The organism is Granulicella sp. L56, assembly GCF_009765835.1.
Taxonomy (GTDB): Bacteria; Acidobacteriota; Terriglobia; order Terriglobales; family Acidobacteriaceae; genus Edaphobacter.
In genome coordinates this window covers 1,494,501-1,510,523 of the sequence record NZ_LMUS01000006.1, presented here as the reverse complement: position 1 = coordinate 1,510,523, position 16,023 = coordinate 1,494,501, and the positions used below count along the sequence as shown (strand labels likewise).

The window sequence follows — 16,023 nt, the reverse complement described above, 5'->3', positions numbered from 1 at the left end:
AAGCTTTCCTTATCGTTAGTGCAATAGTTCCTGCAACGACTTGCAGGGACATAGGGTTTGATGGCAGGTTCAGCGCGCTGCGTTTACCGGTAGCTCGCAGCTTGCATTTCAAACATTTCAGCGTACAGGCCGCCCGCACGCATCAACTGTTCGTGATTTCCTTCTTCTATCAGGCGTCCCCCGGAGAGAACCACAATCCGGTCTGCCATGCGGACGGTCGAGAAGCGATGCGAGATCAGCAGCGCCATCTTGCCCAGGGTCAGTTCGGCAAAACGTTCAAAGACCTCCAGCTCGCTCCGAGCATCGAGCGCCGCCGTAGGCTCGTCCAGTATAAGGAGCTGCGCATCCCGCAGGTAGGCGCGGGCAAGCGCGATCTTCTGCCACTCACCGCCCGACAGCTCCACGCCGCCCTCGAAGCGGCGCCCCAGTATTTGGTCGTAGCCGCCCGAAAGCTTTCGCACCACTTCATCCGCCAGACTTTTATGCGCGGCATCTTCAAGATCGCTCTCACTGTGTGGCTGATCGACGCGGCCCACGGCGATGTTCTCCCGTGCCGTCATCTCGAAGCGCATGAAGTCCTGAAAGATAACGCCGATGTGCCGGTGCAGATCTTCGAGCGAGTAGTCACGCAGATCGATGCCATCCAGCAGGATCTCTCCCTCTGTCGGGTCGTACAACCGCGTAATCAGCTTCACCACGGTCGTCTTTCCCTGACCGTTCTCACCGATCAGAGCAATCCGCTCTCCGGGCGAAAGCGTGAAGTTGAAGTTATGCAGAACCGTACGATTGGTCCCCGGATAGGTAAAGGAGACATTGCGAAATTCAAAGCCGCGCCGTATCGGCACTGGCATTTTGTTGCCATCCGGGTTCGCGTGCACCGTCGGCTCCATCTCGAAGAAGGCGATTAAGTCTGTAAGGAACAATGCCTGATCGGCAATACCGGAGAGCGTCGAGAAGACCTGCTGCAGATTGGAACTCGCCTGTTGAATGGATGCGGTGAGGAGGCTGAACTTGGCAATGTCGTACGCGCCGCCAAGCGTGCGCCAGATGACATAGATATAAGCGCCATAGTAGCCCAGCGTTCCGATGATGCCGAGCATTCCGCCGACAATCAGCTTCGAACGTGACAGCGCGACATCTTCAACGTAGATCTGATGCGCAAGCCTTTCAAATTTATCGGTAAAGAACCGGTGCAGGCCAAAAAGTTTGACCTCCTTCGCTCCTTCGCGGCTTCCCGCTACCTGGCGAAGATAATCCATCTGCCGCTTCGCCGGAGTCTGGCGAAAGTTCTTGGCATAGCCGAGAAAGGCAAAATGCGTCTCCCCGAGGAACGACGGCAGCACGCCCAGAGCAAGCAGAAGGACCAGCCACGGAGAGGCCCACGCCAAGGTAACCGTGAAGGTGAGAGTCGTGATCACCTGCTGGAACAGCCTGCCCATCTGCTGGATCATCGCCAGCCGGTCGGTCGCCTGCACCCGAGCCCGCTCCAGCCGGTCATAAAAGACAGGGTTCTCGTACGTCGTCAGGTCCAGCCGCGAGGCCTGCTCCATCACCTTGACGCTGACATATTGCGTGTAGCGATTGGCCAGCAGCGAGTCGGAGTAGTCGATCGCATGGGTGATCAGCCCGAAGACGACATTCAGCCCGACCTCCGTCCCCACCAGCATCCAGAAATTGTGCGGGAGCGGCCTGCCGCGCAGAACGTCTGTGATGTCCTGAAGGATTAGGGCAGTCACCGTCGCGATAGCAAGGGGCAACAGTGCGACAATGACGCGCAGAACCAGACCCCACGTCACGACCGCCGGGCCTGAATCCCACAGAATGCGAAGCACGGGCGGCAGGTTTCGCAACGCGGTCAGCCGGTCGCGCCAAGGGCTTTCCACTTTTTTATGGATGGGGGCTTCGCTCATAGGGCTCTATCAGGGGCTCGTCTCTTCGACGAGCATAGTCTTGTGTGATGCCGACAAGCCGACATGCGTTGGTCAACCACAATTTTGTCGCGGCGAATTCCCTGGCCCTTTCCTAAAGAATCTATCCAAAACTAAAGATTTCGATCAAAATTCCAGAACAACATCATCTTAAGGGAGCCGTGCGGATCCTGCGGCGCAGCGGAAAGACCCCTTGTATTCGCTTTTTTTTGGCCCTTGAATGTTTTTATCAAGTCAGGCTTCCCTACTTTGACATCAGGCTTGATAAGTTTAGCGGCAAAGATTGCGGCTTTTATGTGAATCATAAGGACTTGTTGCTAAGTGCTCCTGAGGGCGGAAATCATTCAGTGAGCTCTTTGTTGGAATTCACTGCGGTAGCGAAACTTCGGTAAAGGCCATAAACTTATCAAGGGGAACTGGTGTCCATCGAGATGTCAATCAGGTTTACCGACGGATTATGAGTAGAACTGAAGTTTCGCTCGCGAAGCGACGGCTTTTTCTTCGTGATTCGCTGACATTTCTGGTCCTAACCCTTCTGACGGGCGTGCTTTTTCTGGTCACGCTGTTTTTGTTTCGCTCATTTACCTCGCATCGAGAGGAATTGGCGGTTCGTTGGTCTGGACGGGGCAAATCTGCGCTCGATGCCGGAAAGCCTGACCAGGCGATGGTTGCTCTTAGAACCGCATTGTCCTATGCTCCCGGCACACGCTCTTACGAACTGCTGCTGGCGCAGGCGCTGGCAGATGCTGGCCATAGCGACGAAGCATCCAATTACTTCATGAACCTGTGGGTGACGCAGCCAGGAGATGGCTTTATCAATCTGGAACTGGCGCGACTCTCGGCGCGAAAGAACGATCCGCAGGATGCCATCAAATATTACAGAGCATCCATTTACGGCACATGGGAAGGCGATGGGGTCGTACGCAGGCGCGAGGTTCGATTGGAGCTGGCGCGCTACCTGATCGGGCAGAAGTACTCGAACGCTGCCCGCATCGAACTGCTGATTGCTGCTGGCAATTCGCCGAGCGATCCCGGCCTCAATATAACGTTGGCCAGTCTGCTGATGCAGACCGGGGATATCAACGACGGATTCAACTATTACAAGAAGGCGCTTCAGAAAGATCCGAAGAATCAGGCAGCGCTGGAAGGTGCCGGGCGTGCGGCGTATGGGTTGGGAGACTTTGCAGAAGCGCACTCACTGCTCGAGCGGGTGATTGAGGCGAAGGCGTCTCCCGAGAAGGAGGAAAACGTTTCGGGCGACCTTACGGCTATGCTCGACAACTCGAAACGAATTCTTGAGTTGCGGCCCTCCGGGAAGCTGCGGCCGGTCGAGCGTGTGGCCCGCATTCTTCAGGATGGCGCTATCGCAAAGAAGCGCTTCGATGGCTGTATCGCCCATTTCGGCACGGCAAACGGTTTGCCTCCTTTGCCGCAGCAGCTCAAATTGCGATGGATAAGCGGCGATGCCACGATGAGCCGCACGGTGCTTTTGCGGAGCCTCGCGCAACAGGATGCTGCAGTGCAATTGATCTTCGACACGGAGCTTCAGACCAGCCAGTTTTGCGGTGCGCCGACAGGAGATAACGCTTTGCTTCTACTGCTGGCGAGGTCTCCGGAAGTGACGGACGATAGGGAGCGATGAAACAAGGAAACCTCATGGAGAAAGAGCCGGCATTGAAAGAGGTATCCACGGCATCGCTCGCCGACAAGGCCGCGATTGCGCCTGCGCGCGAGGAGCGGCTCTTTCTGCTCCTCTCCATCTTTATCGGCATCATCTCCGGCCTCCTGGTTGTCTCGTTTCGCATGGCCATCGACTGGCTGCAGGTGCTTCTGCTCGGCTCCGCGCCCAACCCGCACCAGCCAAGGCTCTTCATCGTCCCGGCCGCCGTCGGTCTGGTGATCGCAGTACTGACGCGATATGTCTTTCCGCAGGTTCGCGGCAGCGGCGTCAACCAGACCAAGGCCGCTCTCTATATCAATAACGGCTATATCTCGTTCCGTACCGTGATCGGCAAGTTCATGCTCTCGGCGCTTGCCATTGGCGGCGGCCACTCTCTCGGGCCCGAGGACCCATCGCTCCAGATCGGCGCGGGTGTCGCGTCGCTGATCAGCCGACGCATGGGCATGTCACGCGAGCGGCTACGGCTCTTCGCTCCCATCGGCGCTGCGGCTGGTCTTGCTGCCGCTTTTAATGCGCCGATCTCTGCAATCCTGTTCGTCATTGAAGAGGTCATCGGGCAATGGAATGCTGCGGTCCTCGGATCAATTGTTCTGTCCGCGGTTTCGAGCGTTGTCGTCGCGCGTTCGTTCTGGGGATCGGAGCCGATGTTCCGCATCCCGACGGTCACCTTCAGCTCGCGCGAACTGCTCGCTTATACGGTGCTTGGAGTTTTTGGCGGCATTGCGGCATTGATCTTTTCCAAAGCGCTTGGCTATCTCAGACCGCGCCTGCGCAGGCAACCGGCATGGGCGCAGATGTTGCAGCCCGGCCTGGCGGGATTGCTCGTAGGCGGAATCGGCTACTTTGGCCTGCCGCAGGTCATGGGCGCTGGGTATGAAGTTATCGATCAGGCGATGCACGCGCAGTTTGCGTGGAAGATGCTGCTCGTTCTGGCGATCTTCAAGATTATTGCGACGACGTTGTCCTTTTCGAGCGGAACGCCTGGTGGAATGTTTGCCCCAACGCTTTTTATCGGCGCGATGTTGGGAGCGGCCATCGGTTCCTTTGAGAAGCTTTATTTTCCCCACCTGCATCTCACCGGGTCGCTTGCATCGTATGCCCTGGTCGGCATGGGAGTTCTCTTCGCGGCCTTTCTGCGCGCACCGTTGACCTCGGTCTTCATGGTGCTGGAGGTCAGTGGAAACTACTCGATCATCGTTCCGGTAATCCTCGCCAATACGATCGCGTACGTTATCTCACGCAGCTTTCAGCCTGTCCCTGTCTTTGAAATGCTGACGCATCAGGATGGGCTGTATCTGCCATCGATGGAGGAGCAGCGCGAGGAGAACGAGCTGCATATCGAGGACGCGATGCAGCCTGTTGTTGCGCCGATTTTGCAGGGCTCGGAGACGATTGCCGATGCGGCGAAGTCCATGGCGCAATACAACAGCATGGAAGGTTCCTCTGCTGTACTCATTCAGTGCAGGGAAGGGCTTTGGTATGTCGCGAGGTATGAGGAGCTACAAGGCATATTCGCTAAGACCGACGAAGATCCGACGGCTTCGCTCGATGCAAAGCTGGGAACGGAACGGACTCCGATCTTATTTCCTGACCTTCCACTATCGAGTACATTGCCGCATTTCAAGCGGTGGCCTCTGTTGCCAATCACCAATCGCGCCATGCGCGGAGCGCTGGAAGGAACGGTCTCTATGTCTGAGGTGCTAAAGCGATATGAGGGACGATAAGAGATTCAGTCGCAGGCGTCTTCGCGACTTCAGCTAGAGGAAGAAGCCCCAGGGAAGATGGTTCGTGTTCACACAATGACGAGTTCGATGCCGGCGCTTCTTAGCGAGTCGGCGGCTGCCTCAGAGATCTGATCGTCAGTAATGACGGTGTGGACTGCCGTCGGAGGGACGATCAGGGCCATGCTGGAGCGGTCGAATTTTGTGGAATCACATACTGCTACTACCTTTCGAGAGGCCTTGACCATAGCTCGATTGACACGGGATTCCAGGACATTTGGGGTGGTGATGCCGATCTTCGGGTCGAAGCCATCGACCGCTAAAAAGAGGATGTCGGCGCGTATCTGCATCAACATATCTTCGGCCATTGGGCCAACCAGCGAGAAGGAGTTTTTACGCAGCGTGCCGCCGGTGAGAATGATCTCAAAGTTGGTGTCGCTCAACTCCGCCGCTATATTCACGGCATTGGTGACAATCGTCAGGTTTGAGAACTCGCGGAGCGCGCGCGCGATGGTGGTCACCGTGGACCCTGAATCGAGAAGGATGCACTGTCCGTTTTTCACCATCTTGATCGCAGCCGCAGCGATGCGCTGCTTTTCCTTGATTTGGTGATGCTCCTTCTCCTTCAAGGAAGGATCGGTCATCGTGCTGCCCTGAGGGGAAAGGGCTCCGCCATGGGTTCGCTGGGCCAGACCATGGGACTCAAGATGGTCAAGGTCCTTCCGAATGGTGATCGGTGAGATACCAAGGGACTCCGATAGCTCGGATACGAGAACCCGTCCGTCGCGATGGATGAGCGACAGGATGTGCTGCCGTCTTTCACCGATCAACATCTTGTTGGCTTCATTGCTGGAGTCGGGTTGCGTGCCGTGTGCCTGGTGTCGTGTCTTCATTTTGTAGTCTTCATCTCGAATGGCCAATGAACTTTCCTGAGCGTTTAATTCTCTGCGCGGCCTTCAACACGCTCTGCAGCGATACCAACTGAGGGGCACGTTACTATTTGATTGATTCCAGACGGTTGGTTCAAGGACGTTTCCTTTTATATCAGAACGGTCCTCGGCGCCGCGACACGGAAATCGGCTCCATGTGATTGGGATGCAGAAAATTGCGGAAATACTGGAGAATTAGAAGGAAGAGAGCGGCTTTCCCCTCTTTCCCCTGGTTTCAAAATATCCTTCAATTTCTTCCAGTGTCTTTCCTTTGGTCTCCGGCAGAAAGATAGCCACGGTCAGGATATAGATGATGGTGAAGCTGGCGAAGACAAAGAACATCGTCGAATATCCATATTTGCTGACAAAGGGGAGGAAGATGCCAGCAAGTATCGTCGAAACGAGCTGGTTAATCACCAAAGCGATGCTCATGCCATTAGAGCGGATGCGGGTTGGCATCAGTTCGGTGAGGGCGAGCCAGACGCAGACACCCGGCCCCACGGCATAGAACGCCATAAAGAGGTAAAGCCCCAATGCGACCAGCCAACCGTGCTGCTTTTCGGGGACGTTGCCGATAAGAGCATGGTCAATCCTGAGTGGAGCCGAACGTGCGGTGTCGAGGTTGGCGAAGGGGTTTTTGAGGAAAGCCTCGAACTTGCTCTGCGGAAGACAATCGCCGCGGGAGATCGTCAGGGGGGCCGTTTCATCATCGGAGCGAACGAAGTTTGTAGCGGCAGTGAAGTCGCCGCAGGAGTACACCACAACAAGAGATGCGCGATGGCTGTCCAATGCCTGATTCGGTTGAACGCCTTCAGAGAGAAGCTGCTGCGCCACGCCTGGCGTGAATTTTAAGGATAGCGTTTGGTCGGGTCTGACCATCGTCTGAATGGCGCTGGTGCGGTCCACGCTGATCTTTTCCGACTTCAGAAAGAGAAGGCCGACGCTGGTGAGCGAGAGAATGATGCCGGCGGTTCCGACAATGAAGAGGACTTTGCGCCCCACCTTATCGACGAGCGACATGCCAATCATCGTCATAGTGAAGTTGACGATGGTAAAGATGACGTAACCCCAGTGCGCCGAGAGGTCGGAGAGACCGCTCTGCAACAGGATGCCGGTGTTGTAGCCGATGATCGAGTTTATACCGGTCGCCGTATTGCAGAAAAGAATGACGCAGGCCAGCAAGAAGGGAACGACATATTTCCGTTGCAGCAGTGAGCCAGCCAGCTTTTTCCCGTCAGCAGAATGCGCGTTTGGAGAGGCGATCGCGCGCATCTCTTCCATCTCAAGGTTTGCCTGCTCTTCTGAACGGGAGCGCAGGAGTGCCGCTTTTGCGGCTTCATATTTCCCCTGGCGAAAGAGCCAGCGAGGCGACTCCGACACGAAAATGCTGCCCAGAATAAAAAGAAGTCCGGGAGGGAGAGAGACCCAGAAGATGCGCCGCCACGCCTGGTCTTTGAAGGCAAAAAGAGCGGCGGCGCTCGACGCCCGCGCGACCGCTTCGACGCGATAGCTGTAGTAGATGCCGATGAGCGCGGCTGCGACGATTCCCAACGTGAGGAGCCATTGGAAGACCCCGGTTCCTTTACCGCGAGTGGAGGCAGAGAGGCATTCGGCAAGGTACAGAGGGACGACGATGCCGATCAACCCTCCGCTAATGCCTTGCAGCAGCCGCCCAAAAAAGAGTGGGCCGTAGCCATGCGAGAGCGCGATGATGGGGATGCTGAGCACAAATGTTATCCCGCTCAGAATCATCAGGGGGCGGCGCCCCATCCAGTCGGCGAGAGCTCCGGCGAACAGGGTTGAGACGACACTCCCCAGCAACACTGCCGCCACGATGATGGAGAGCTGTCCGGCGTTGAGCCCGGAGGTGGCCTCAAGGTAGGGCAGCGCACCTCCAATGATGCCTACATCGACTCCATAGAGAAGGCCGCCAAGTCCCGCAACCAGGAGGAGAAATCGGCCGTATCCGGCGTGTGCGTCGGGGACCGCGAGGGAATCGCTTTTGCTGGGAATGTAACTGGGCATGAACTCTCCAAAGCTGGGTCGAATCTCTAACTATCGATCATGTCACGGTCCGGCAATGTTCTTAGTGCGATCTGTGGGCCCTTTGTGTCAGGGGAACGAGTCCATGGCTGGTGAAGCGGCATTTTCGGTTTCGAGTGGGCTATGTTTATTTCTTTATATTACTTTTTATATGCTATTTTCGTGAATAAATCTTGCATAACACCCTTACTGGGAGGGCAGAGTTGAAACCACTGGAAAAACGGTGAGGGATATATGGCGCTTACCAGAAGTAGGACGCCTCCATCTTCGATGTGCCGGGTCTTTCCTGACTTCACCCGTCAGCAAACGCCCCCTGGTGGGCGACTCTGTACCGTAACTTTCAACACGCCGGCATTGAAGGATTTTGGAATGATATGAACGAGCCGTAGGTCTTCGATTCGCCAACTAAACGATGCCCGTAGATGTAGTTCAAAGTATCGACGAGCCCGGTTTCATGAACCGCACAGCTACTCATGCAGAAATTCGCGATGTCTATGGCATGGAGAACTCTCGCGCAACGTTTGATGGCTTGCGCGCACTTGCTCCCAATATGCCCCCCTTCGTTTGTTAAGCGATAGGTCTTATATTCATCCGGGTCACAGGCATGACGGTCGCAAAAATAATGATGCTACCTATGCACGCTGAGTTATTTTGACGTCTGCTTTAGCGCCCGTATCTTTTTGGTGTGGCGAACCGTCGGCAGAACTTTGTTCCACGGCACAGGAGAGGCCAGGATCATCGAAGTATTTGTTGCCAAATAAGGCATCATCGAATCGATAACCTCCTCCATGTGGCTTACATCGCGCACCGCTACCTGCACCATAAAAGATTCGGCGCCGGTAACCCGGTGGCACTCCAATACTTCGGGCAAGTTTCGAATCAGAGCAGCAAACTTTGTGAGCTTGTCGCCAGCAACGGTCACTTTGACGAATGCCCTTACAGGCAGTCCGACCTTGCCTGGATCCACGAGCGCCCGATAGCCCATAATCACATGGCTATCCTCTAGTCTTCGGACTCGTTCAATCACTGCCGGCGTTGATAAGCCTACTCGGCGGCCAAGCTCGGCAAAGGGAATGCGTGCGTTCGTTTGAAGCTCTGCCAGAATCTCGCAATCGATGTCATCAATGGATGGTGCGTCGAATCCGGTCATAGACTCCTTCTAGTGCTTTCCGCCGTTCAGCGAATACATGCTCTGAGTCCTTAGGATATAAGGTGAAAGTCTGATGAAGCCATTCATTAGTGAATAATTTTTGACAAATACCGCACAATCATCATTCAAGTCCTTTACGGCGAGGGTTATGATGAGGAATCAAATATTGCAGTGCCAAAGATGATTGCGCTGGCACGATAAAAGCATCTGCGCAGTTGAGATTAAAGGAGCTAAGTCCATGGCCACAAATGAGAATCGGCGTTCCGTAGGTGATGCAGCAGCGCGTCAATTAGCGAATACGACAAAGACGCCCCCCCAGCTATCCGCTATAACTCCTCGTTGGCTTGTGCAGTTGCTCTCGTGGGTGCCGGTAGAGTCGGGCACCTACCGAGTTAACCAAGTGAAGAATGAGGCAGACATTGAAGTTGCTTGCGGATCGCGCGACGAACGGAAACTGCCCGAGACTTTTGTCGACTATGTTGAGAAGCCGCGCGAATACACGCTGAGTGCGATATCGACCGTAGTTGATGTCCATACACGCGTCTCCGATCTTTACAGCCATCCTCACGATCAAATTCGTGAGCAGCTGCGTCTCACCGTTGAAAAAGTGAAGGAGCGTCAGGAAAGCGAGCTGATCAATAACGCGGACTACGGTTTGCTGCACAATGTCAAATCGCCTTTCAAGGTTAAGGTACGCAAGGCGGCACCCACTCCAGACGACCTCGACGAGCTGCTTTCGGTTGTATGGAAGGAGCCAGCTTTCTTTCTAGCGCATCCCCGTGCAATTGCTGCTTTTGGTCGCGAGTGCACGCGGCGCGGGGTACCCCCCCCCACTGCAACAATTTTCGGTTCGCCGTTCCTGACGTGGCGCGGTATCCCGTTGGTTCCAACAGATAAATTAGGCATCGATGCAGCAGGAAAGACCAATATCCTGTTGCTGCGCACAGGCGAGAAGAAGCAAGGCGTCGTTGGTCTGTTCCAGCCTGGACTGCCGGGTGAACAGACTCCTGGACTGTCAGTTCGTTTTATGGGAATCGATCGCAATTCGATTGCCTCTTATTTGGTCTCTCTCTATTGCTCGGCGGCTGTGCTTACCGAGGACGCGTTAGGAGTGCTCGAAAACGTTGAGGTCGGACACTACCATGAGTACAAGTGACCAAAATAGAATAGACGGTCTTCGTCCGGCTGCGGAGATGCTCGCTCCGGAAGGCAGCATTGCATCCAGAGAGCTGCCCGACGTTACTTTATTAACGCAACTGGCAAATGAGTTTTTCCGCACGCAGCCCTCGCAAGGGCTTGGACCTGTTATTGCGCAGTCTTCTCTTAATGCGCCACAGATGGCACCGGATTTTGAGGCTCGACTTCCACAGTTTGGAGGATCGGCTCCGTCAATGCCATCGCCATCTGTTCTGGACAGGTTTCCCGGAGCAATAGAATCTCCGGCTTTTTTGCCTTCTATGCCTCAAGGTGAGGAGGTAGCCTCCATTCCCGCTCCTTCGCCTGGTGCCGGATATCTTGCTTCGGAGCCCGGTCTCGCTCCGGTTGCTGCGCGTGGTACTTCTGTGGAGGCTCAGCCGTCTCCGTTTTCGTTGCCGCTGCCTGCTTTCGACACAATGTTTCCTTCCTTGGATCCAGCCTTTTTTTCTATTCCATTATCGCCAGCTTTTCCGACAGAGAAAGATGCAGCTACTGCTCTTAACTCAGCGACATCGCTCTATTTTCTCCAGGATGCAGGTGCGCTTTCTAAACCACTTCCGGTTTCTCAAAGCCGCTCCTCAGATGTTCGTCTGGCTGCATTACCGGACTTGAATCTGCCGCGACAGCAGTTTGACGTTGCCTCCATACGCCGTGACTTCCCAATTCTTCAGGAGCGTGTCAACGGTCATCCGCTCATCTGGCTGGATAACGCGGCGACGACGCAAAAGCCGCAGAGTGTTATTGATCGCATCTCGTATTTCTACGAGCACGAGAATTCGAACATCCATCGCGCTGCCCATGAGCTTGCGGCACGCGCTACGGATGCCTATGAAGATGCGCGTACCAAGGTTGCCCATTTTCTCAATGCTTCTTCCAGCAAGGAGATTGTTTTCGTTCGCGGTGCGACGGAGGCTATCAATCTGGTGGCGCAGAGCTGGGGGCGGAGGCACATCGGCAAGGACGACGAGATTGTCATCAGTTGGATAGAGCATCATGCCAACATCGTTCCCTGGCAAATGTTGGCTGCTGAGAAGGGCGCGCGCCTGCGCGTTGCTCCAGTAGACGACGACGGTCAGATTCTGCTCGATGAATATGAGAAGCTGCTTAATCCCAGAACCAGACTCGTTTCGATAACGCAGGTCTCCAATGCGTTGGGCACCATCACGCCTGCGCATCAAATGGTCCAGATGGCGCATCGATATGGTGCGCGCGTGCTGGTGGATGGCGCGCAGGCAGTTTCGCATATGCCCATTGATGTGCAGTCTCTCGACTGTGATTTCTATGTCTTCTCCGGCCACAAGGTCTTCGCGCCGACAGGCATCGGTGTTCTTTACGGCAAGCCGGATGCATTAGCGGAAGCTCCTCCATGGCAAGGAGGAGGAAATATGATTGTCGACGTCACCTTTGAGAAGACAATCTATCAACCACCCCCGTCACGCTTTGAAGCAGGTACGGGCAATATCGCCGATGCAGTCGGACTTGGTGCTGCTATCGATTATCTCGATCGCATCGGCATGGCAAATATTGCGCACTACGAGCATGAACTCCTGATCTATGCCACAAAAGAACTGCTGACAATTCCCGGCCTGCGTCTGATTGGCACGGCGAAAGAAAAAGCTGGCGTTCTCTCGTTCGTACTTGATGGTTTCCGCACCGAGGAAGTTGGTGCAGCGCTGAATCGTGAAGGTATCGCTGTGCGCTCAGGACACCATTGCGCGCAGCCCACACTGCGTAGGTTCGGGGTAGAGACGACGGTTCGTCCATCGCTTGCACTTTACAACAGCTTTGACGACATTGACGCGCTCGTCGCTGCCTTGCGGCGTCTCAAGCAACTTAATGGTTAGGTTCATTTATATGGCTTGCTCTGTGGTTTTTAGAGCTTAGTAAATGAGCTTCAGCGACAATTGAATCTGGCGCGAGTTGCCAGCGGTTTTGCTGATTACACCGAAGCCCGATCCTTCAAGCGTGTTTGCGGGAAGCCCCATCGTTACGATGTTGAAAAGGTTGAAGAACTCCGAACGAAATTGTATGTTGACTAGCTCAGAGCCGCTCTTCCGTCTGCCAAACGGGGTGTCTTTAATAAGAGCGAAGTCGTAGTTGTAAAAGGCAGGACCGCGAAACGTGTTTCTCCCCAGGGTACCGAACCTACCTTTGTTCGGGCCAGTCCCATCAGGAAGATTGATTGGGATTGAGAAGTAAGAAGCATTGTTCGCGCCTTTTCCAAAGTAGTCTTCTCGAATCTTTCTCGCTGTCGACAGATGTGGTTTTGCGATTTGATCGGGGCGATCAGCGCCGTTTGAACCAGCGCCGGTCTGCTGAACTCCGGAATAGACGGTAAACGGTGATCCGCTCGTGATGGTTGAGATGCCCAGAAGCTGCCATCCGGTGGTTACCTTACGGTTGGCGCTAGTGAGAAAGCCCCAGTCTTCGACATGGAGATCCTGAACTGCGCTCAACGTAAATGCCTGTCCGATGTCGAAGGTAGCCGGTCCTTTTTCGGAGTGGGTATCGAAGGGATTTTGCGCGTAGGCCTGGGCCACTGCACCGGTAGCTCCCAAGCCGCCTGAGACCGAGCTTGTATCGTCGAGCGCTTTACCCCAGGTATAGCTGGCTTGAAGACTGGGACCCCGATGGCCTACGTTTCCTGTGAGCGAAGCTTGAAGCGCGTGATAGGTAGAGTGTGCCGTTGCAGTGATGATGCTTTCGAGCCCAAATCCACCAATAACATTGCCGGAGGAGTCGAACTGCGTGTAGCGGGCGAATTCCGGATCTGCTCCGGGATAAGCGTTTGGAAAGCTTGTACGCGGGAGTTTTACGCCTGCAGTTCCAACATAGTTCACATCCGCCGTCAGGGTTCCAAACATTCTCTCTAAGCCGGCTGTCCAGGTATACAAGGTGCCATTGCCGAAGGATCTATCAATTCCACTAAGGCCTAGAGGGCTGATGACGTGGCTTGGCGTGAGCGCTGCTACATCTTTCTGATATCGGTTAATGTCCATCACCGTATTGGGAGCTACGTCTTTTGTATTACCGCTGGCAAAGATGTCTGCACCGGCTGGTGTGTAGGCTCGTGGCAGTTGCGACGGTGAAATTGTGAAGCCAAAAGGAACGGGTGCTCCTTTGGCTGCGGTCAATCTGGGATAGACCGCAAAAGGTGTTGAGCCTGTTAGAAAATTGTCCTGCCAGATATTTGGCGGTATGACGGTCACCGCGCCGCCAGCATGAAACTGCAATTGCCGGGAGGCACGCCATGTAAGCTGCAATCGCGGCCCCCAACCATTAAGCTTCTCTTTGTATCCTGGCTGCGGGTTGATGACATACTCTTGTGCGCTGGGGGTATTCAAGAATCCTGCGGTTCGTTTTGCACGCTCCGAGATGGGTGTATAGATCTCCCAGCGAACGCCATAATCTAAAAGAAAGCGGTCACTCAGCTTCCAACTGTCCTGGACGTAAATTGCTCCAGCGTTTCGATTGATCGCGGCTGCTCCAATATGTTCGCCATTGGAGAAATAGCTCGGTGCGACAGCCACGGTGTAGATAAAAGGGCTACCCGAAAGTAAGCCGGTCAGGGTATCTGGCAGAGGGTCGCCGGCGTGGATATCGTGGGTTCCACTTTGTGATGAGATTTCGGACCTTGCATATGCTGTACCGCCACCGAAGTCGTATTCGCCGTTCGGACTGGTGCCAAAGTATGTCGTATCTCGGTTCAGCCGAACCTCGCCACCAAATTTAAACGTGTGCCGTGCGGCGGTCACGACGAAATTTTGCTGTGCCTGAAATAAATTGCCAAATGCAGTCATTACCGATCCGGCAGCCGAATTGAAAGCCTCAAAGGAGCCATCGCTAAATTTCAATGCCGGATCAGTCCGATTCGGAGTCGGGAAAGAAGGTGTGCTGCGGGTGATGCTAAGGGATGATTCCACCGTAAAGTGTGGCGATACCATACGGGTCAGGTTCGCAAGTATATTTCTCTGCCTGTCGATGTATTGCACACCAAAGGAAGGATCAATTGCGGTTTGGTCAGGATTCGTAGTGGGTCCTGTCAGGTTGTTGAAATTGAACCGAACTAAGAGATGGTTTTTTTCAGAGAGATTGTGATCCAGCCGAATGGAGAACTGATCTGCATTGGTGACGACCTTGGAGGAGGTCGCATACGTGTGTACCCCGTAGGAACCAGTCGGAAGATTAGGTAGCGGGTACCGCGCCAGAACTTTGGCGATCCCGGGATCTACGGGGACAATCAAGGTATCGCCGGGATAGGCTGTTGTATCTATTCCCATGCGTTCCTCTGCTGTCGGCACGGGAAAGACCTGGGTGGTTCCGAGGACCTGGCGAAAGCCCTGATACTGACCAAAGTAGTATGTCTTACCCCGGCCGTTATATATACCGGGTATTTTTACCGGGCCGCCATTTGTAAATCCGAATTCGTTGCGGCGGAATGGCGGTATCCGTTCTGGATGTTCAGCCGAAGCATGATCGAAGTAGTTGCGGGCATCGAATGCCGAATTTCTGACAAACTCAAATACAGAGCCATGAAATCCACTGCTGCCCGATCGGGTGATGATATTTGTGAAGCCTGCGCCGCCGCGGCCGATCTCCGCAGGCATCCAACCGGAACTTGATCGAATCTCCTGCACCGCATCGACATTAAAGTTGGAGAATGTAGAGCCGCCCATCTCGGGATCACTAATATCCGCTCCATCCATTGCGAAGACGGCCTCGACGCCGCGCTGACCGTTGATGGCAAATTGTTGCGTAAAGTTAGTGGCACCATTCGTGTCTGTCATGGTCCCGGCAGCCAGTAGCAATAGCTGGCTAAAATCACGCTTGTTGAGTGGGAGCTCGCTCACCGCTTGACTTGAAAGCGCTTCACCACCTGTACCAGCATGTTGTTCTGCCAACGAATCGACGGATAGGCCCTGCTGGCTCGAGAGCGTAATGGTGACGATGAGCGCGGAGTCGGATATGTTGATTGGCCGAGTATCTCGGACAGTACGGTGATTTACCTCGACCGAGAGTTGATACGATCCAGCCAGGACTTCTTCCAACTGAAAGTGCCCATCGCTCCCAGTGGTGGCATCGATGCTTCTACTCATCCCTTTGAGGTGGACTGATGCTCCTTGTATTGGAGCACCAGCAGCGTTGTGTAGTACTCCCCTCCAAATGATTGCCACATTATTTTGTGCCAGTATTCGCGTTGAGGACGGGAGAAGGACGATGAGCGCCAAAGCGAGGCCTGTAGAAAGCCGTCTGATCGGAATCTGTGTGAGGATGCGTTTGACATCTGCATCTTTTGCGAAGGTTTTCGTCATTCCACTCCCGGAAAATAATCTGGCTGCTCCATATTACTGATCGCTTGTACCTTCTAACCAGT

The 16,023-nt window shown here is 54.5% G+C and carries 10 protein-coding genes; 5 read left to right on the top strand and 5 right to left on the bottom strand.

Annotated features, from left to right (window positions below):
- Window positions 1–83: 83 nt before the first annotated feature.
- Window positions 84–1,910: an ABC transporter ATP-binding protein gene (locus GSQ81_RS14055; protein ID WP_158911323.1), complete on the bottom strand. Its 1,827-nt coding sequence runs from the start codon at window positions 1,908–1,910 to the stop codon at window positions 84–86.
- Window positions 1,911–2,385: 475 nt separating this feature from the next.
- Here GSQ81_RS14055 and GSQ81_RS14050 point away from each other — a divergent pair, with 475 nt between their 5' ends.
- Both GSQ81_RS14050 and GSQ81_RS14045 read left to right on the top strand, forming a co-directional pair.
- The gene (locus GSQ81_RS14050) at window positions 2,386–3,570 is read left to right on the top strand and encodes a tetratricopeptide repeat protein (protein ID WP_158911322.1); all 1,185 of its coding nucleotides are present in this window, start codon (window positions 2,386–2,388) and stop codon (window positions 3,568–3,570) included.
- Window positions 3,567–5,333, top strand: coding sequence for a chloride channel protein (locus tag GSQ81_RS14045; protein WP_254060199.1), 1,767 nt, complete (start codon window positions 3,567–3,569; stop codon window positions 5,331–5,333). Before GSQ81_RS14050 ends, GSQ81_RS14045 begins: the two co-directional genes overlap by 4 nt.
- A 68-nt stretch (window positions 5,334–5,401) precedes the next feature.
- Here the strand turns inward: GSQ81_RS14045 and agaR are convergent, their stop codons facing one another.
- Window positions 5,402–6,223 (bottom strand): transcriptional repressor AgaR, encoded by an 822-nt coding sequence (agaR, locus tag GSQ81_RS14040; RefSeq protein ID WP_254060198.1) that lies wholly within the window; start codon window positions 6,221–6,223, stop codon window positions 5,402–5,404.
- Between the two features lie 231 nt (window positions 6,224–6,454).
- Window positions 6,455–8,284, bottom strand: coding sequence for an MFS transporter (locus GSQ81_RS14035; RefSeq protein WP_158911321.1), 1,830 nt, complete (start codon window positions 8,282–8,284; stop codon window positions 6,455–6,457).
- 344 nt (window positions 8,285–8,628) lie between these two features.
- Between GSQ81_RS14035 and GSQ81_RS20365 the strand changes: the two genes are divergently transcribed.
- Window positions 8,629–8,691, top strand: a complete 63-nt coding sequence (locus GSQ81_RS20365; protein ID WP_371715346.1) for a hypothetical protein — start codon at window positions 8,629–8,631, stop codon at window positions 8,689–8,691.
- 257 nt (window positions 8,692–8,948) lie between these two features.
- Here the strand turns inward: GSQ81_RS20365 and GSQ81_RS14030 are convergent, their stop codons facing one another.
- Complete coding sequence (locus GSQ81_RS14030; protein ID WP_158911320.1) at window positions 8,949–9,452, bottom strand: Lrp/AsnC family transcriptional regulator; 504 nt, start codon at window positions 9,450–9,452, stop codon at window positions 8,949–8,951.
- A gap of 238 nt (window positions 9,453–9,690) precedes the next feature.
- Between GSQ81_RS14030 and GSQ81_RS14025 the strand changes: the two genes are divergently transcribed.
- On the top strand, window positions 9,691–10,608 hold the full coding sequence (locus tag GSQ81_RS14025; RefSeq protein WP_158911319.1) for a family 2A encapsulin nanocompartment shell protein: 918 nt from the start codon (window positions 9,691–9,693) through the stop codon (window positions 10,606–10,608).
- A complete protein-coding gene (locus tag GSQ81_RS14020) occupies window positions 10,595–12,493 on the top strand; it encodes a family 2A encapsulin nanocompartment cargo protein cysteine desulfurase (RefSeq protein WP_158911318.1) in 1,899 nt (632 codons plus the stop codon). The genes GSQ81_RS14025 and GSQ81_RS14020 overlap by 14 nt, the downstream gene beginning before the upstream one ends.
- Before the next feature lie 36 nt (window positions 12,494–12,529).
- On the opposite strand, the gene GSQ81_RS14015 is transcribed toward GSQ81_RS14020, so the two are convergent.
- A complete protein-coding gene (locus GSQ81_RS14015) occupies window positions 12,530–15,823 on the bottom strand; it encodes a carboxypeptidase regulatory-like domain-containing protein (RefSeq protein WP_371715345.1) in 3,294 nt (1,097 codons plus the stop codon).
- Window positions 15,824–16,023 lie beyond the last annotated feature (200 nt).